The organism is Methylobacillus methanolivorans (assembly GCF_054588515.1).
In genome coordinates this window covers 797,301-814,834 of sequence record NZ_BAAILT010000002.1, presented here as the reverse complement: position 1 = coordinate 814,834, position 17,534 = coordinate 797,301, and the positions used below count along the sequence as shown (strand labels likewise).

Genomic DNA, 17,534 nt, shown 5'->3' with positions numbered 1-17,534 from the left:
TTACTATATATTTAATCAGGTTATGGAAACTTGATTTTCTTAATCAGTTGATTATCGTCATCGTAGTAATACGCTTCGTAAGAAATCTTTTTCAAGGCGTAGACTTTCTCAATCACAATTTTGGCTGCTGCTGCATCTTGTGAGCGTACATAGGCCTGGCGTGCCTCATCAAGCTCTGAGAATGGAATGATTTTCTCGAACTCGAAACCTTCACCATACTTAAATTCAATGGTATAGATCAAATCATCCCAGTTGAATGTAGCGTCGTAACCCTTTGATACTCTGATAATATCAATGTCTGGATTGTGGGCCTCGTGAATCCTAGCTAGGGCACTGTTTAATAGCAATATGCCTGACACTACCATGGCGCTATAACCGATCTTGCTAAATACCCTGATGGAGATTTTAGGCAAAACGTATTTCATCAGGTAGGTTGATGCCACAGCTGCTATTGCAACCAGCATGCCGATATAAAACACCTTCAGCGTAAACAGCCCAAATGAGACATATAGGCATAATTTGACAAGATGCAGGATGATTTCATTAGCTGCCCGGGTTGCAACTATTTCCTCTTTCGTTAGCCCATAACGCAGATATATACCATTAAATAAAACGCCTACAGCACCCGTGAGTGCCGAGATAAATCCAGCCAGAAGCCCGATAAATTTTAGAAAGTGGTTTGAGTGCCGAGAGGTATTCTTCGGTGATGCTGCTGGTTCTTTTCTGAATACATAGGGTAAGTTGGACACAAGAAATAGTGCCATGCATAACTCTATGTACATGGGAGACAAATAACTCAGCAGCCATGCCCCAAGCACCACGCCCGGCAGTGCAAAAGGCAAGAAGTGTTTCACAATATGCCAATTAATCTGCCGGAAAAATAGGGATAGCTTGGTAACAGAGCTGATGGAGGTTCCGATGGACAGGGCAGCGGGCACCTGTGCTGCTGGTAGGACATAACCCAGGATGGGTATTAGCAACAGTCCAGCACCGCCGCCGCAAATCATGCTCAAAGAGAATGCAAGGAAAGCAACAAGAAAAATATTTAAATACATCATGATGTAGTGGGTAAATTGAGCGGTCTTTTATGCAGCCATGTGAATATTGGCTGGGTTCTGACTACAAAAGACTTGGCGGGTCAAAAAATTTAATAAATTTGAAAACCAGGAAATTGGGACTGGAGATCAAGCTTCGCCATGCAATATACCATTGGTGATAGGTCGTGTGAGCTGGGATGCTAAGGGATGGGTTAAGCGATAGCGTGGTAAAAATGCAACACTAAGGCTATGGCCAACTTAAGTGGTTTGCGGCAAAAGTGGAATATTGCGGAAGAAAGAAAAAAGGCCCACATTGCTGTGGGCCTTTCTCTATTTGGCTCCCCAACCTGGACTCGAACCAGAGGCACACGGATTAAAATTCCACATAAAATATTGATTTATTTAATTAAATTTCGCCATCGCTCGCACGTGGTCGTAAGCTTTCGTCAATACAGTCACAGAAGAGCTTTCAGGACCAAAGACAAAAAAGCAAGCCTCAGTAACAATTTTTGATACGAGGAAGTAATTAGATTGACTCGAGAAGTTTTGTTTTTATTGATTTAATTTCTTGAATCGAAACTGTTGCAAATTCTGAGTCTGGTTCAATCCATAACCAAAAGTTTAAATATCCTAAAACTCTCTCTAACAATAGAGGGTCATGTAAAGAAAAAAGGTTATGATTAGATGATGATTCCAGATCTGATAAATAATAATTTCTTATATAGAATAATTTTTGTCTTACCATTTTTCTTGTTTGTTTAGGTATTCTAATTTTTCCATTATTAATTATTAATCCAGTTAAGTGACGAACCGGTTGTTTAGGAGTGTAGAGCTTAGACTTACTTGTGTTGACAATAAATCCTTCAGAACTGATTAGCCTATAAATCTCTAAAATATTATCCTCAGATATATTTTCGCCGGATATAGCCAGATCATCAGCATATCTTGAGTATAAAAAATTATTTTTTTGACAGTATTCTTTTATTTTTACATCAAGACCAAGTGTAATAATATTACTTAATAAAGGGCTGCTAGGTGCTCCTTGAGGAAGACCTCCATTTAAGCTTAGGATATGAGCAATTGAGGTGGAAATATTTACAGGGTAACCAATTTCTGAAAATGTATAAATGATGTCACGTGTAGAAATTGTGGGGTAATAATCTTGGAGGTCAATTTTAAGGATAAACGCTGAATCAATATGTTTTTCAACATGATTCTTAATGGATTTTTCTTTGATATAAGCGCAGGCAGATTCATTGTCGATATCTAATTTTTCTAAAATATTATTAGATATCCATTTTTGAACTAAAGACAAGCTGGGGAATGGAGAATCAATTTGTCTCATACCGCCACTACGTTTTGGAATTTTAAAAGTTCTGTAAAATTTTTCAGCTCCGTAACACATTGCAGCTAAAGATTTTTTATTGATATTAACTGTTCTAGCAAAAATATCAAATGTGATAATTGCAGGAATTTGCATATCATCAAATTTTTGTATTAACTTTAAAAGATCATCTCGCTGATCTAGCTCCATATGCGATGAGAGATGTTCATAAATTTCTTCATTAATTTCAAGCAATGGAGCCTCACTCTTTACATTTTGATAGTGAAGTAGTTGTTTATACGGGTAAAGATTAGTGGATACTAATCTTTACCCAGCTGGCAGGCTTTATCTGCCATGCTACCCTCTCTGATGGCCTTTTATCAGAGAGGGTGGGAAGGTGAATCTTCCCTTACTTCCCGAGGCGACTTCACCTCTGGCTAAAGAGTGAGGCGAACGTATGATACCTGTATATATTTTTTATGTAAATTATATATTTACTTATTTAATTTCTTTATCTCTATAAAGCATTGATGTTGGGATAGTATTCCAAGATCTACTTAATGATGGAGAAAAGTAAAATTTACTATTAGCCAAAATAATTTTTTTTGCATTTTCTAATAGCTCTAAAGTGAATTTATCTTTTTGGATAACAATTTTCTTATTTTTTAATTCAACTAATGCTTTAGAAAAGCTAACGATAGATACTTCAGAAGCTAAATATAATTCGTTTAAATTAATTACTTTTTCCGACTTAAGTAAGAGTGTTAATATTTTTCTTCTATCAATCAGGTATCTATCGTCTTCCCAACGTTCTAACAAGTCATCAGACTCTATGAAATAAGGCTTTTCTCGATTTTGATTCGCCACTTAAATTTCCTTTCCAAAATATTGGAAATACATTGTTTGGAATATTTGCACCTTCTTGACAATAAAGTGCTTCACTAAGGTTGAATCCAAAATTATATTCTTTAAAGTTTATTTTTCTAGGATATGGTGTTATCGGTAAAATCTTATATTCAAGTTCAAGCATTGCATTAATTGCTTTTTTTCTTTGTTCATCATCTGTGATGTTTTCAGAAATTGCTTTTGTAAAAATAATTGGAATAAATACATTTTTATCACCAAGTATTTTTTTTAAGTTCTCAAACCCTTCATTCATTCCAGCTAGACACGCGAAATATATTGTTGGGATAACATCTTTCTTTTCTAAATGATTTTTAAGTCTTTGAATTTTTCTAAGCATAGTAGTACCTGTGCCTAAAAAATCATCAACCAATAATATTGTTGAACTATTTTTTTTGTTGAAAAATGCAGGACTGATGTTGTTGTAAATGGCATTGTAATTTTTAGGATTAAGATCAACTTCCAATGCCCGAATTATACTTTGTGATCCATCTGGTTTGTCAGAGTCTGAGGTCGCGCATATTATTGCATCATCTTTAAAACACCATACAGAATTTATGTGTTTGGCAATCAGCGTTATAGAGTCAGTAAATTCTGTAGAATTTAGCAATTTAAATTCTGATAAAAGCTTGCAAATTAACCAAATTTGATCATCCGTATCACACTCGGAAAATAAGTTGTTAATTGCTATCGAGTAACGCTCCCTTGCCAGCCAAGGAACATTTTCAAGCAATTCAATTTGACTTAAATTTTTATTAATATCAATATTCATAAAATTGAGTTCTATTTGCATTTTTCGCCTACTTATATACTTGTATTTTTAACAAGTATTTATTTAATGTCAATTTTTTTATAACTAATTGATTTTTATGAAAATTTTAGTTCCTATGACTAAGGTTAAAAAAGATCTAGCAATTCAGCTAGTTGTTTCTTTCGCTCCTTTATATTTGCAATTGTTCAAAGAGTTTCAATTTGACGCAGGTGGTTGGTTTGTCATGCCGAGCCATTTGCAAAAAATTAAATCAAACCTAAAAATAGATAATTATGTTTTATTGTATGAGAGCGAAGGAAAAATTCTTGCATGCTTGATGTATTTCATTATGGGTAAGAGTGAGTATTTAAATTGGGAAAAGGAAGTTGGTTTTCTTTCCCCCTCTGAGCAAGGTGATTTTTTAAATTCTTGGACTGGTTATTTCATTAAAAGTGATTTGACTTGGCTTGATGAAATTCTGGGTGATTGGCCTGATACTCAACAAGAAGAAAATCATGCAATATCTCAATTTAAAGCATTGAGTTCTGAAGACCAAAAACTTTTGATTGAGCAAAGAACATATTTATTTCTTCATATATTTTCAAGCTTACATAATTTATTCTCATTGATGGTTAATGGAGAAAAAATGACGTCTCTTGTTCCTAAGGCTATTCAGGGTGATGATGAGGCCTATTTTCGCGCTACCAAAATTGATCGATCCTTAGTCATTAATCATCCAATATTTTAAACAGCGTTATGAGAGGGCTCAGCTTAATGCAGAGAAATTTTTCCTAACACGCTTATTAAAAATTAATTCAACGCCTGGACTCATTGGGAAGATACGTTATCTAGGAGTGTATTTGGTTTTTTCACTTCTTGACTCTCTTTGCTGGCTTAATGACCTAACTCATTCTGAGATTTTGACAATTTGTGAGCAGGCCGACTTAGACAAATGGCAAAATAGAATAGAGGATGTTAATTACATAACTAAAAGATTGAGAGATTATCGGAGGTATCAGGGAAATAACAGGGTGTCAATGCAGTAATGTTTTTTTGACGGCATCGTAACAGTCGTTATACCTCTACAAAATTCGTATCCACTCCAGTAACCAATTCGGGATGCTGGTATTCCTCAAGCGGAGTAAGTGGATATGCAAACCCCAAAAGCTAAGAGTAGCATTAATGATGAAATACTAGATCAAGCCACCACTGGGGAAGCCGCCCGTACCGGCGCAAGCCGGGCGGACGCTGACCTGGTGGTGGAAGCGGTGCCCAGTAACACAGCTATTAATAACTGCAATAGCTTATCGGGTCTGATTAAGTTTTTAAGATGGGGTGTAGATAGTTTGTATCTATCCTATCAGGGCAACCTACATCCAGAGGTTAATCAGCAGCTAGCAGATCTAAAGCGTCTAGCTCAATCAGAAAATCCCTTAGAACAAGCCAAAGCACAGTTCAGCGTTGGAGAGCATCTTTTCGAGGTTAAAGATAAAGGCTCTTCGATGTTTAGCTACGTCATTGAAGATAATGCTTTCAGAATTCAGCTTTCCCGCCCTAGTAAGGCTGCTCCTATGGCCTATATCAAGCTTTCCAGTGAATACCTCACCTACAAGACGCCAGCGGCCGCTGAAGAGGCTTTATATAAGGTGCTATCAAACCTTGGTGTGATTGAATCATCTGCCAATGTAAGCCGCATCGATCTCTTTGTAGATTTCTCCTCCGATCTAAATATGGAGAGCTGGACTAGGGAATCATGGGTTACTCATGCCTCTAGTGTTAACAGCTACGCCGTGGACAACCACTTTACGGGTTGGGCGATAGGTCTTGGTGGTGTGATGGCTGGCCGCCTTTATGACAAGCTTCTTGAGATCACCAAAAGCAATAAGAGTTACCTGATTCCCCTATGGCAAAAGGCAGGCTGGGTGATCGGTGAACCTATATGGCGTTTGGAGTTTGAATACAAACGGCAACTGCTTACCCAAAAGGGTTTCGCGGCTTAGTGATGTGTTGGCTAATCTGGATGGATTATGGTCTTACGCGACCACTGAGAGCCTCAAGCTCACTATCCCTAATTTTGAAGACAAAACACGTGCACGTTGGCCAATTCATCCCTTATGGGCGACCTTGGCCACTATAGATTGGGAAACTGAGGGTGGGCCACTGCAAAACCGCTTTTCTAATCAACGCTCCCCAGACGATCGAATTGCTCTTAAGCGCGCTTTTAGTGGATTAACGACATGGATGGCTGCACATGGGTATCGAGATTGGGATATTGCTAGACCAGCATTCGTGTCTGCCTTAGTGGCCTTCATTAATAACCGTGCTATGGATTCGGGATTGGCGTTTGAAGACCTAGTGAATGATAAAGTCTCAATCAAGGCTAGGCAATTCAATACCCTCAACAATCTGGACGATCAAAACAAGGATGATGAGTATTGGCTTGAAGAAGCCGCCAAAGCTTATCGAGAAGCCTCTGATGGGGAGTGATGATAGCAACCTGCCTTTGCCTGAGGTGCGTTGTCTTTCAAAGCAAGAGGCTGCTAATTATCTAGGGATAGGATTGACCTTATTGGCAGAACTGCAAATTCCAGCCGTGAAGTTTGGTCGGCGCTTGGTCTATGACAAAGTTGACTTGGATCAATGGCTGGATGAATATAAGCATCGCGAGCGAAGGTGGGCTAAAAAGGAAATAACATGGCCCGAGAAACCGGAATCTACAAACGCGAGGATTCACGCTATTGGTGGATCAATGCAACACTCGCAAACGGCAAGAGAGTACGCCAAAGTTCTGGGACTGAAGACCGAGCGGAAGCAGAAGCCTATCTAGCAAAACTTAAGCTGGATGCCTATCGCGAAACTCACTTCGGTATCAAACCTCAACGTACATGGCAGGAAGCCGTTGTTCGGTATTTAACGCTTAAAGCTGGTTTGAGGAGTATTCAGGATATCAGGCGCATATGCCGCTTCCTTGATCCTTATATGTGTAATCTCACCCTGAACCAAGTTAATGGGGATGTGGTGTGGACTATCGTACAAGGGGAGTTGAAGCGCGGTATTAAGCCTGCCACTGTAAACCGCTATCTTGCGCTGATTCGTAACTTGCTCAAGATGGCACGGGACGAGTGGCAATGGATAGACAGTATTCCTAAGATCAAGCTACTAACAGGCGAAGTCGAGCGTGATCGCTGGTTGAATAAGGACGAGGCAAGCAAACTCATTAATGCTTGTCCTCCTCATCTAGCCGCATTGGTCAAATTCGCACTTGCTACAGGATGCCGAGCAAGGGAAATTACTGAGTTGGAATGGAGCCGAGTGGACTTACAGCGTAAGACTGCTTGGTTGAACCAAACCAAAAATGGCACGCCGAGAGGTGTTCCGTTAAATAACGATGCAATCATGGTGTTGGAGGAGCACATCGGAAAGCATTCCCGATACTGCTTTACCTATATGGGCGCACCCATCAAGCGCAGTAACTGCAACACTGCTTGGTACAACGCGCTTAGCGTGGCAGGGATTGAAGACTTTCGTTTTCATGATCTGAGGCACACCTGGGCTTCATGGCATAGGCAGGCTGGAACAAGCTGCGATGAACTGAAAGACCTAGGCGGGTGGAAAACACGTTCTATGGTGGATCGTTATGCAAAATACGCAACTGAGAATCTTGCGTTTGCTGCTTCGAGAATAGAGCAGGGGAAAGATGAAATGAACGTGATCGAGTTTTCACGTTTTAGTCATGGCCTTAAAGTAAAAAAGGCCAGTGCATAAGCACCGGCCTTTTTCTATTTGGCTCCCCGACCTGGGCTCGAACCAGGGACACACGGATTAACAGTCCGTTGCTCTACCGACTGAGCTATCGGGGAATCGAGAAGCCGCTACTATACTGGCCTGGCGGGGAGTGGTCAACTATTTTCTGCAAAAAAAGTGACAGTTTTTTAATGATGGTTTTAAGCCTATTTGGCCCGAGCGGAAATTTCCTTTTTGAATCAAATATTCTTGTCATGTGAGCTGACTGGATACTTTTGGGGTAGGGCGGCATTTTTTATGCATTCAAAATGCATCATGCCCGGAAGTGCCGGGCATGATTTTGTGGTGGTGCTGTTATTTATTTGGCTGAGGGGTGAGTCTCAGGTAAGGCTTGACGGCTTTGTAGCCTTTGGGAAATTTTTGCTTGAGCACTTCTGGGTCGGTAATTGACGGGACGATAACAACATCGTCACCATCTTCCCAGTTGGCGGGTGTGGCAACGCTGTGATACTCGGTCAACTGGAGAGAGTCAATCACACGTAGGATTTCGTTGAAATTGCGGCCAGTGCTGGCGGGATAGGTCAGCGTCAGGCGGATTTTCTTGTTCGGGTCAATGATGAATACAGAGCGTACGGTCGCGGTGGTGCTGGCGTTGGGGTGGATCAGGTCGTAGAGCTCAGATACCTTGCGGTCAGCGTCGGCAATGATGGGGAAGTTGACTTCCGTGCCCTGGGTTTCATTGATATCGGTAATCCAGCCTTTATGGGAGTCCACCGGGTCAACTGAAAGAGCAATGGGTTTGACATTGCGCTTTTTGAATTCTTGCCCGAGCTTGGCGGTAGCGCCGAGCTCTGTGGTGCAAACAGGTGTGTAATCCGCAGGGTGGGAGAACAGGATGGCCCAGCTATCGCCCAGCCATTCATGGAATGAGATCGTGCCGATGCTGGAGTCCTGGGTAAAGTCGGGTGCGGTATCGCCTAAGCGTAGTGTTGCCATGATAAGGCCTCCTAAATAAATACAGCTGTTGCTGTAATGGGTAGTACCTTGGCGAGCAGGATGCTACCAGGAATGAATAAGGCAGCTTCATGCGACGCGAAGCTGCCTTGATTTAACCATAGCCAACAACGAGTTGTTATGATTGTTTGTTATAACCTTATTAGGCTGCCTTTTGCGAAAGCGAGCGCAGAACTTCGGCCAGCGGGGCCGGGTCTATCCATGCCTTGACGTCGAAGTCCGCCTTGATGAAGCCCCACTCCAGCAGGAAGTTCTTGTAGCCTTCCAGCGCGGCGATGAGTTCCGGGTTCAGATCGGTGCCTTGATGCAGGTGGATGTCGTTGCCATAGGCTTTGCGCACGTATTCGTCGGTAGAGCCGGATTCCTTGGCAATGTAGGCCACGGTATCCGCCTCATGGGCTGCTGCCCAGTCGCCAGCATCGACGATGCGACGCAGAAAACGGGCTACCAGGTCAGGACGCTGGCGCAGGAGTTCGCCATCGACCGTGATAGGGCGTGGAGCGCCATTATTCGCGCGGACTTGCGGGTCTGGATGGTTGCGTACGTCGTAGACAATAGTCAAGCCGTTGGCTTCGGCGGCTTCATAACCGCGTGCGCCCTTGGTGAAGATGACATCGACCTTGCCGCTCTTGAGCGCTTCAAGCTCGGGCGCATAGGAAACGCGGGTGCCATTGCCCCAGCCAAATCCAGGCGCGGATTGCGGTACTTCAAAATCGATTAATTCCACATCCTTGGTGGAAAGGCCTGCTGTTTCCAGCGTGACGACAATGCCGCGTAATGCGCTGGCGCGTTGATGGTCGATGCTGATGCGGTTTAATGGCAATGCGATTTTCTTGCCCTTGAGATCCTTGGGTTCCTTGATACCGGAGGAAGGCAGTGCCAGGATCAATTGGGCTTCGTCGACCCAGTTGAGGCCGATAACCTTGGTGTCTGCGCCATTGGCGCGGGCCCAGATGGCCGGGACGTTGCCGCCCTGGCGGAAGGAGTGCGGCAGCTTGTGGTCGTAATGTGATTCGAGTAGTTCTGGGTCGCGGGTTTCCTGCAGGGTGTTGATCGTAATGTTGTCTGGCTGGAATTCCTGCTTAAACCAGTCCTGGCGCGCTGCAAGGCCGAGAGGGGTGGGAACTGGGCAGCGTGTGTACCAAAGGGTATCAATGGATGTGTTTTGAGAGCTTGCTGACGACATGAAGAGTCTCCTTGTAATTGAGCCTGCGCAGATGAGCAGGTTGGAGCCTTAGTATTGGCATGTTCCATGCCAATATAGACTTGGAGGTTTTAATTATTAAAATTACATAAATATCAATTAAATAAATTATTTTATTAATGTTATTTATGATTTTTTTGTGATGCTGCAACAACACTCCACATGGCTACTGTTGATAGTGAAGCAGTAGCCATGGTTATTGCCTAAGCAGGCTGGTTGTTGGTATTTGAGGCTTCTTCGTACGCCTGGTACAGGCGCGAATAGGCGCCGCCTTGGGTAATCAGTTGCTGATGATTGCCGAGTTCCTGAATATTGCCGTCCCATATGACGGCGATACGATCTGCATCCCGGATAGTGGCAAGGCGGTGCGCAATAATGATGGCGGTGCGGCCTTCGCACAAGCGGCGCAGGGCGGTCTGGATGCGGCGTTCAGTATGGATATCTACAGCAGAAGTGGCTTCATCCAGCACCAGCACGGCCGGGTTGGCGAGATAGGCGCGCACCAGGCAAACCAGTTGCCGCTGTCCGTGGCTGAGGAATGCACCTAGCGGGCCGACTGCGGTACGGTAGCCCGCGGGCAGTCGCTCCAGCACTTCATCGGCACCCAGTTCGCGTGCGGCGGCAATCAGGGCTTCATCGCCGGCTTCAGGGGCTGCCAGACGCAGGTTGTCCAGCACCGTACCTGAGAACAGGACGTTGTCCTGTAGCACGATGCCTACCTTGCGGCGTAAATCCTGCTGCGCATATTCACGCACATCCTGGCCGTCAATCTTGACTGCGCCAGCATTAACTTCGTAAAAGCGCGTCAGCAACTGTACCAGTGTGCTTTTTCCATGACCGGTTGGCCCGACGATTGCCAACACTTCGCCAGGGTGGATATCGAGGTTAAAGCCACGTATTACGGGCTTTTCCGGCAGGTATCCGAAGATGACGTTATCGAATTCGACTTTGCCGGATTGCTGCTTGGGTATTGCAGGGGTCTGCGGGTCCTGTATTTCAGGTTCCGTATCCAGCATCAGGAAAATGCGCTGCGCGGATGAAGCGCCGGAAGTGTAGCGCTCGAACAAATCGTTCAGCTCCTGCAGCGGCCCGAGGAACAACTGGACGTAGAATAAGCTCTGTGCGAGCTGGCCGACCGTCATTTCCTGGTCCGCGATGCCGATACCACCCACCATGAGCAAGAAGGCCATGCCGACTGTGCTGAGCACCTGCGTCAATGGCAGGAACCAGCTTGATTTCATTGAACCCTTGATGAGGATATTGTTGAAGTCTTCCAGCAATCCACGATAACGGCGCGCATTGCTGGATTCGTTGACTGTCTGCTTGAGGATACGTACACCGGATACGGTTTCTACCAGGTGCGCGGTAAAGCGCGCACGCGCCTCGGCGACACGGCCCCAGATTTTCTCCGAGATGCGCTTGAACAGCCAGGTGCCCAAAATCAGGAAAGGCACGATGCTGGCCAAGGCCAGGAACAGCTTGGGCGAAATCCACCACAGGGCGATTGAGGCCACGACCAAGCGCAGCATGGCCGAGAACAGCTCAGGCGGCCCCTGCACCAGCAAAGGTTCCAGCGTATCGATATCTCGGTCAGCACGGGAGATAATGCGACCGGCCTTGGTTTGGTCGAAGTAGCGTACGCTCAGTGCCTGGATATGGCTGAATACGCGGATGCGCAGCTTGTTGAGGATGCTGATGGCTGCCGTCCCAGCAAGGTATTGCGAGAAGCTGCCCACGCCGAAGCGCAATACCCAGCTCAACCCGGTGGCGACCGACATCCAGACCAGGAGCGGGGTATTGAGAACGATGCCTTGCGCAGTTTGGATGAAGCCGTTATCGATGACTTCGCGCAGGAACCACGGGCGTATGAAGATCACGCCGACCAGCACGATTTCGAGCAGGATGACCGCTAAAATACGCCCCTTCACATCCTGAAGCAATGGTAGCAAACGCCAGAACATGCTGCGGTCGAGCTTCTTGCGGGCAAAGGCCTGTTCCAGCTCTATGTCATTGAGCGGCTTGTCGCCGCGAAAGTCATTGGCCATGGCTGACTCCCAGTAAGTCGCGGTATTGCGCGTTGGTGGTGGATAAATGCTCGTGAGTGCCCTGGGCGCGGATATGGCCCTGGTCGAGCATGGCGACACGGTCTGCCAGCAGGATGGTGGAAAGTTTGCTCGCAATCAGGATGACCGTGATGGGCTGGCCGTTGCTGTTGCGCAGCTTGCGGATGTTGTCCAAAACCTGGCGTTCGGTAATGGCATCGAGTGCACTGGTGGCGTCGTCCAGCACCAGGATGGAGGGCTCTGCAAGAAATGCGCGTGCCAGGCTGATACGTTGCCGCTGCCCGCCGGATAAGGTGATGCCGCGATCGCCGATCCTGGTTTGCAGGCCGTCACTCAGGCGGTCGAGCACTTCCGTTGCGCCCGCTTGCTCCAAGGCTTGCAGGATTTGTTGCTGACTTGCCTCCGGCTTGGCTAACCGCAGGTTGGCCTCCAGGGTGTCGGAGAATAAGAAACTTTCTTGAGGAACGACATTAATATTTTTTCTTAAGCTATTTAGATTAAATAATTTTATGTTTTTCCATCCAGCCCAAGGCGAACCGATTTCCACAATGCCGGCATCCGCATCCAGTAAGCGCGGTAGCAATCCTGCCAGGCTGCTTTTACCCGAACCTGTCATGCCCACGATCGCCACTACTTCGCCTGGGGCGACTTCCAAGTTGCAATCCTGCAATATCGCATTGCCCTGGCCTGGGGATTGAATGCCAACATGATTCAGGCGGATGCCCAATGCTCCCTCTGGAACGGAGTCGGTGCCAGACTTGATCGTCGGCTGTTCGTCGAGCAGCTCCCAGATGCGGGCGGCCGATGCCCGCGCATCGGCGAAAATCTGGATCACACGGCCGATGCCCTCAATGCGGAACACCAGCGTATTGGCGACCAGCACTGAGGCAACCAGCTCACCGATATTCAGCGTGCCTTGCTGCACCAGATATGCCCCCACAGCCAGTATCCAGACATGGCTCAAGGCGACCACAGTCTGCGGCAGAGGAATACGCAAGGCGGCATAGGACAGCGCGCTGCGCGCGTTCTGCATGAAGCTCTGTACGAGCGTCGTGAAAACTGCGACGCGTTGCTGTTCCAGGCCAAAAGACTTAATGACGCGCACGCCGTTCACGCCTTCGCTTAGTTCTTGATTGACCGCGTCGTAGGCTGTGCCTACGGCACGATCCAGCATCACCAGTTTTTCTGTCTGCGTCACAAATAATGCAATGCCGCCCAGCGTGAACGCCAGCGTGCCTAGGCCCAGCCATGGGTGATACCAGGAGAGCAGGGCGACGGAAACCAGCACCCAGAGGCTGGCCTCGAACACCTGGCGCCAGAAGTTGATCAACGCATCGCGCACCTTGTCGGCATCGCGCGTGGTGCGTGTGACCATTTCCCCCATGCCGTGCCGCCAGTGATAGGCAAGATCCAGCCGCTGTACCTGGTGCAGGATGCGCTCGCGCAGGATGGTGAGCAGATCCTGGCCTATCACCAGCGACATCAGGCCGCCGATATATTGCAATATGCCCCTGCCAAGTGCGACTAGCAGTAACAACACGATCCAGTGTAGCGTCTGTGAATATTCCAGGCTGCCGTCTGCCAGCCTGGAAATGGCATTACCGCTCTGGACATCGTTAACTGCATGGCCAACCAGCCATAGCTGCCATGCCATGCCGATATTGACGAAGGTAAATAAGATCGCAGTCAATGCAAATTTGTATGGCATGTAGCGATACAAAAGCAGGCAGCGGATGAGAGGGTATTGCTTCATATGACCTGAGTACTCATGAGGATATAAACGGACCAACAGACAGGCAAGCTATCGGTTGGATTGGTGGAGCAAGGGTTTAAAGCAAGAACAGCCTGGAAATCAGGCTGTTCTTTTTCATGCAGTCTTTACTATTGTTGCTAAGTGGTGGAGCGCTTAGAAACGGAAAGTCAAAGAAGCACCTATAGTTCTTGGGTTACCCCAATAAACCGTGTTACCTGAGATCGCTGTGCCGGCTGGAGCGCTGGCTGGCAGCGCGTGGTAGCGGTATTCCTTATCGAACAGGTTGTTGACGTAGCCAGTCAGCTCAATCTTGTCATTCTTGGTCAGGTAGCTGATACGTGCGTTTACCAATGTGTAGGCTCCTTGGTTCAGCAAGTCGTTATCCTGTGGCACAACAAAGAAATATTGCTTGCCCTGATAGCGTGCATCCGCTCCCAACAGTACTCTGTTGCCGTTTGCCAGCGGGATGTTGTAAGTGCCACGCAATTGAGCGCTCCAGCGAGGTGCTCGTACAAACTCATTGCCATCGTGGTTACCGCCACCATTCTGGATATCGAATTTTTCAAACTCTGTCTTGAGTATGCCGATATTGGCATTGAGGTGAAGGTTATTGGTAGGCAGAGCTTCAACCTCAAATTCGGCACCCTTGACGCTGGCTTTTTCTACGTTCTGCAGATAGGAAATAGGCACTGCCAGATTAGTACCGACAACGTTAACCTGAACATTGCTATAGTCGTAGTAGAAGGCGTTAGCATTGAAATTCAAGCGACCATTCAACCACTCGGACTTATAGCCGATTTCATAAGCGTTCAATTCTTCTGGTTTCAGTGTATTCAAGGCCAATGGATTGGCGGCAGCGGTGTTGTAGCCGCCGGACTTGATGCCACGAGAGAATTTGAAGTAGACGCGATCAGTGTCCGTAATCTTGTACTGCGGGGTGATATCGTACGTAAAGGCGTTCCAACGCTTATCGCGTGCATCTGTGAATGTACCTGAGCCACCAATGCCGCCGTTGTAGCTGCTCCACCATGATCCATAATCAGACCAAGAGGCAGCTCCAGCGCTACTGCTGTTGATACGATTGAGATCGTATTTCTTTTCTTCCGTTGTCCAGCGTGCTCCCAGAGTGGTATCGAATTTATCGGTGAAGTTATAAGTGGTGCTGCCGAATATCGCATAGCTTTCAGTTTCATGAGACAGGTCGGTTGCATTAAAGCTATTAGGCTGCGAAGAGCCAGCCAGCTGTGCGACAGCTGTATTGGGAAGGCGTGCAGCAGCAGAGTAGGAGTCAATATCCTCCTTGAAGTAGAAGAAACCAGTCAACCAATTCCAGCGATCTTCACGAGGCGATGCAAGACGGAACTCCTGTGTCCATTGTTTGCTTTTTGCATCCGTGTAACCGCGGCCAATTTCCAAGGGAGAGTTGTCAGTATCGGTGAATGCTTCTGTTTTGTAATCAGCATAAGCCGTAATTGACGTTAGGGTTAGTTTGCCAAGCTGCCAGTTAACGTTCAGCGAAATACCGTTTTGCGTGACATCGTTACTTTCTTCCGCATTGCTGCTGACATGATTGATATTTCGGCTGGGTCTGTAACCATTGCGGAATTCTCCAGTGCGGCTATAGACAGTACCAACATTGCCGTCGGTTTTGTATTTACGGTGATAAACGTTCAGCAGAGCATCAAGGTCAGGCGTCAGTGCAAACAACAATTGCCCGCGAATGACCGAGTCTTCAACGCCGCCGCTGGTTTTTCCATTGAATTGATTGGTGAAGCGACCATCTAGATCCTGGTTGTAGAACGAAATACGGCCTGCGATGCGTTCATCGACAATGGTGCCACCAACCGCGCCTTGAATTATCTTATCGCCGAAGCTGCCGTAATCCACCTTGGCATAGCCTTCCGGATTTTCCGAGAAAGTAGGTTTCTTGGAAACAATATTGATCGCGCCGCCGGTTGTATTTTTACCCCATAGCGTACCTTGCGGGCCGCGCAAGACCTCTACACGTTCAAGGTCGAAAATAGGCAGGCCGGTAGCGCTGGCATTGCTGATGAATACATCATCAATATAGAAGCCAATAGGGTTGGGGAAGTCCAGTTGCTGCTGGCCTGCACCCACGCCACGGATCCACCAGCGTGGGCGGCCATTCTGGATAGTACCAGCCGACGAGTTGGGAACATTGTTCAGGATTTCACTGGCAGAGCGGCCAATGCCTCGTTGTTGCAGTTCTTCGCCACCCAGTACCGAAATCGCAGTTGGTACCTCCTGGGCATTTTCTTCGCGACGCTGTGCTGTAACAACAACGCTACCCAGGGAAGACTCGACCTCCTTGGGTTGGGCTGGAGTGATATTGCTGTTTTCTTGAGCGTTCGTTTGTGTTTCGGCAGAGCTTGTAGTTTTGTCTTGTTCATCTGCGGCATAAGCAACGCCAATGATCAAGCTGCCTGTCAGTGCGCCAATCACTGCGCTGGTGATCGGTTTACGGATAAACGAGATAGATGTTGTTTTATGTGATGGCATAAATTTCCCTGCAATTGAATAAGTGAGAGCTCATCTTGTGAGAGGTCAAGCAGGATTGGCAGGAACCATGCCAGTGATAATGTTTTTATTTAACTTATTGAAATTTATTTATTTTTTATTTTTATGGATTTTATCTAGGTTTGTTTCTGCTGATCTGGAAGCAGCGTCTAGTGTTGTTTGATCATCACATGTTGTTTTTCATGCAGTTTAGTTTGCTGGTGTTCTGGAATCAGCACGAGGGGTAGAAATGAATGGGGGAATATCAGCAGGTGTTGAATTCTGTGCAGGTAATTGTTTCTTGCTCAACATCCTGCGATTATGATCAATAAAATAAAATTTTAATTTTTTATTATTAAATAATTATTTGTTTATATTAATTAAAGTAATTTATAGGTAATTGTCACTGGAATTTGTTGGCATGCCACTTGCAAAACCTTTGTTTGGATTTGTGTGTGAATGACGTTCTTAATATTCATACGCAAGTATCAATAAATCGACGCCAAGGAGTTTTGTGATGAGTGATATTTTGTCCGAGATCGATTTGATCTCTTATATTGATGATGCCAAAGCCGATGCTATCCATGCATTCAATGTGCTGCGTGATAATCGTAGCTTGTCAGCTACCCTGACATTCCATGTGACGCATCGCATTCCTGGCCATGATAAGTTATTGCATATCCGCTTTCCCGGTGGTTTGGCTCGGGATCAATCACCGACTATTAACATTACCCGCTTTTCGGATGAGAAGCAGCACATCCTGAATGAAGCTCGCCTGGATGCCGACACTGCCATTCATGTCCACACCAATTACCTTTCTGCCTGGTCATTGGCACACAAGCCGTTTCCCATTCTTTATGTTGCTGCAGCACGTCATATCCTGGCACGCGAGATTCCCAACCACCTTGATCGCACACGCTCTGTGCTGGATGTGATTCGTGAGCGCTTGGATAAGTACCCTCAACTGGCACCACCTCCTGCCTTGCTTGAGTCTAATGGTGGGGTCAATTTCTGGGGTAAGGGCATTCTGCGTACATCTGAACTTATCTTGTTTGTAGAGGAAGCAGCACGCTATCAAGCGATTGCAGAGCAAATTGGCGGTGCACAGCTTTATACCCCTGGCGCGCTGGAGCTTCAATGGAAGCGCACTGGCTTGTTGGAAAAGTCGAAGGAGTATAGCGGTCGTTATCTTGAGGATATTGCCTGACCATTGGCATTCGGCAT

The 17,534-nt window shown here is 46.3% G+C and carries 14 protein-coding genes and 1 tRNA gene; 5 read left to right on the top strand and 10 right to left on the bottom strand.

The features are described 5' to 3' along the window. Positions 1-20: 20 nt before the first annotated feature. From LG202_RS05070 to LG202_RS05055, 4 genes are all read right to left on the bottom strand, one after another. Positions 21-1,058 (bottom strand): sulfite exporter TauE/SafE family protein, encoded by a 1,038-nt coding sequence (locus LG202_RS05070; protein ID WP_230347316.1) that lies wholly within the window; start codon positions 1,056-1,058, stop codon positions 21-23. Between the two features lie 505 nt (positions 1,059-1,563). After that, positions 1,564-2,616: a reverse transcriptase domain-containing protein gene (locus LG202_RS05065; RefSeq protein WP_230347315.1), complete on the bottom strand. Its 1,053-nt coding sequence runs from the start codon at positions 2,614-2,616 to the stop codon at positions 1,564-1,566. Positions 2,617-2,859: 243 nt separating this feature from the next. After that, on the bottom strand, positions 2,860-3,228 hold the full coding sequence (locus tag LG202_RS05060; protein ID WP_230347314.1) for a hypothetical protein: 369 nt from the start codon (positions 3,226-3,228) through the stop codon (positions 2,860-2,862). After that, positions 3,185-4,057, bottom strand: coding sequence for a phosphoribosyltransferase (locus tag LG202_RS05055; RefSeq protein ID WP_230347313.1), 873 nt, complete (start codon positions 4,055-4,057; stop codon positions 3,185-3,187). Before LG202_RS05055 ends, LG202_RS05060 begins: the two co-directional genes overlap by 44 nt. A gap of 76 nt (positions 4,058-4,133) precedes the next feature. On the opposite strand from LG202_RS05055, the gene LG202_RS05050 reads away from it, so the two are divergent. The 4 genes from LG202_RS05050 (at position 4,134) to LG202_RS05035 (ending at position 7,780) form a co-directional block, all read left to right on the top strand. Beyond that, positions 4,134-4,763 (top strand): hypothetical protein, encoded by a 630-nt coding sequence (locus tag LG202_RS05050; RefSeq protein ID WP_230347312.1) that lies wholly within the window; start codon positions 4,134-4,136, stop codon positions 4,761-4,763. 403 nt (positions 4,764-5,166) lie between these two features. Further along, positions 5,167-6,015, top strand: coding sequence for a hypothetical protein (locus tag LG202_RS05045; RefSeq protein ID WP_230347311.1), 849 nt, complete (start codon positions 5,167-5,169; stop codon positions 6,013-6,015). Continuing rightward, positions 5,969-6,502, top strand: a complete 534-nt coding sequence (locus LG202_RS05040) for a hypothetical protein (protein WP_230347310.1) — start codon at positions 5,969-5,971, stop codon at positions 6,500-6,502. The genes LG202_RS05045 and LG202_RS05040 overlap by 47 nt, the downstream gene beginning before the upstream one ends. Positions 6,503-6,709: 207 nt before the next feature. Then, complete coding sequence (locus LG202_RS05035; protein ID WP_230347309.1) at positions 6,710-7,780, top strand: integrase; 1,071 nt, start codon at positions 6,710-6,712, stop codon at positions 7,778-7,780. A gap of 19 nt (positions 7,781-7,799) precedes the next feature. Here LG202_RS05035 and LG202_RS05030 read toward each other — a convergent pair. From LG202_RS05030 to LG202_RS05005, 6 genes are all read right to left on the bottom strand, one after another. After that, positions 7,800-7,875 (bottom strand) — tRNA-Asn (locus LG202_RS05030). A 238-nt stretch (positions 7,876-8,113) separates the two neighbouring features. Then, complete coding sequence (locus tag LG202_RS05025; protein ID WP_230347308.1) at positions 8,114-8,755, bottom strand: peroxiredoxin; 642 nt, start codon at positions 8,753-8,755, stop codon at positions 8,114-8,116. A gap of 160 nt (positions 8,756-8,915) precedes the next feature. Next, positions 8,916-9,959, bottom strand: a complete 1,044-nt coding sequence (locus tag LG202_RS05020; RefSeq protein WP_230347307.1) for an ABC transporter substrate-binding protein — start codon at positions 9,957-9,959, stop codon at positions 8,916-8,918. Positions 9,960-10,180: 221 nt separating this feature from the next. Then, complete coding sequence (locus LG202_RS05015; RefSeq protein ID WP_230347306.1) at positions 10,181-12,022, bottom strand: ABC transporter ATP-binding protein; 1,842 nt, start codon at positions 12,020-12,022, stop codon at positions 10,181-10,183. After that, positions 12,012-13,793 (bottom strand): ABC transporter ATP-binding protein, encoded by a 1,782-nt coding sequence (locus tag LG202_RS05010; RefSeq protein WP_230347305.1) that lies wholly within the window; start codon positions 13,791-13,793, stop codon positions 12,012-12,014. Before LG202_RS05010 ends, LG202_RS05015 begins: the two co-directional genes overlap by 11 nt. Positions 13,794-13,946: 153 nt before the next feature. Continuing rightward, positions 13,947-16,313, bottom strand: coding sequence for a TonB-dependent receptor (locus tag LG202_RS05005; protein ID WP_230347304.1), 2,367 nt, complete (start codon positions 16,311-16,313; stop codon positions 13,947-13,949). A 514-nt stretch (positions 16,314-16,827) separates the two neighbouring features. Here LG202_RS05005 and LG202_RS05000 point away from each other — a divergent pair. Continuing rightward, complete coding sequence (locus LG202_RS05000; RefSeq protein ID WP_230347303.1) at positions 16,828-17,517, top strand: class II aldolase/adducin family protein; 690 nt, start codon at positions 16,828-16,830, stop codon at positions 17,515-17,517. The last annotated feature ends 17 nt before the right edge of the window (positions 17,518-17,534 follow it).

Bases quoted from the DNA above. Each gene is read 5' to 3' on its own strand.
- LG202_RS05025 (WP_230347308.1), bottom strand. From the start codon at position 8,755: ATGGCAACACTACGCTTAGGCGATACCGCACCCGACTTTACCCAGGAC.
- LG202_RS05035 (WP_230347309.1), top strand. From the start codon at position 6,710: ATGGCCCGAGAAACCGGAATCTACAAACGCGAGGATTCACGCTATTGG.
- LG202_RS05015 (WP_230347306.1), bottom strand. From the start codon at position 12,022: ATGGCCAATGACTTTCGCGGCGACAAGCCGCTCAATGACATAGAGCTG.
- LG202_RS05070 (WP_230347316.1), bottom strand. From the start codon at position 1,058: ATGATGTATTTAAATATTTTTCTTGTTGCTTTCCTTGCATTCTCTTTG.
- LG202_RS05010 (WP_230347305.1), bottom strand. From the start codon at position 13,793: ATGAAGCAATACCCTCTCATCCGCTGCCTGCTTTTGTATCGCTACATG.
- LG202_RS05020 (WP_230347307.1), bottom strand. From the start codon at position 9,959: ATGTCGTCAGCAAGCTCTCAAAACACATCCATTGATACCCTTTGGTAC.
- LG202_RS05045 (WP_230347311.1), top strand. From the start codon at position 5,167: ATGCAAACCCCAAAAGCTAAGAGTAGCATTAATGATGAAATACTAGAT.
- LG202_RS05050 (WP_230347312.1), top strand. From the start codon at position 4,134: ATGAAAATTTTAGTTCCTATGACTAAGGTTAAAAAAGATCTAGCAATT.
- LG202_RS05000 (WP_230347303.1), top strand. From the start codon at position 16,828: ATGAGTGATATTTTGTCCGAGATCGATTTGATCTCTTATATTGATGAT.
- LG202_RS05055 (WP_230347313.1), bottom strand. From the start codon at position 4,057: ATGCAAATAGAACTCAATTTTATGAATATTGATATTAATAAAAATTTA.
- LG202_RS05005 (WP_230347304.1), bottom strand. From the start codon at position 16,313: ATGCCATCACATAAAACAACATCTATCTCGTTTATCCGTAAACCGATC.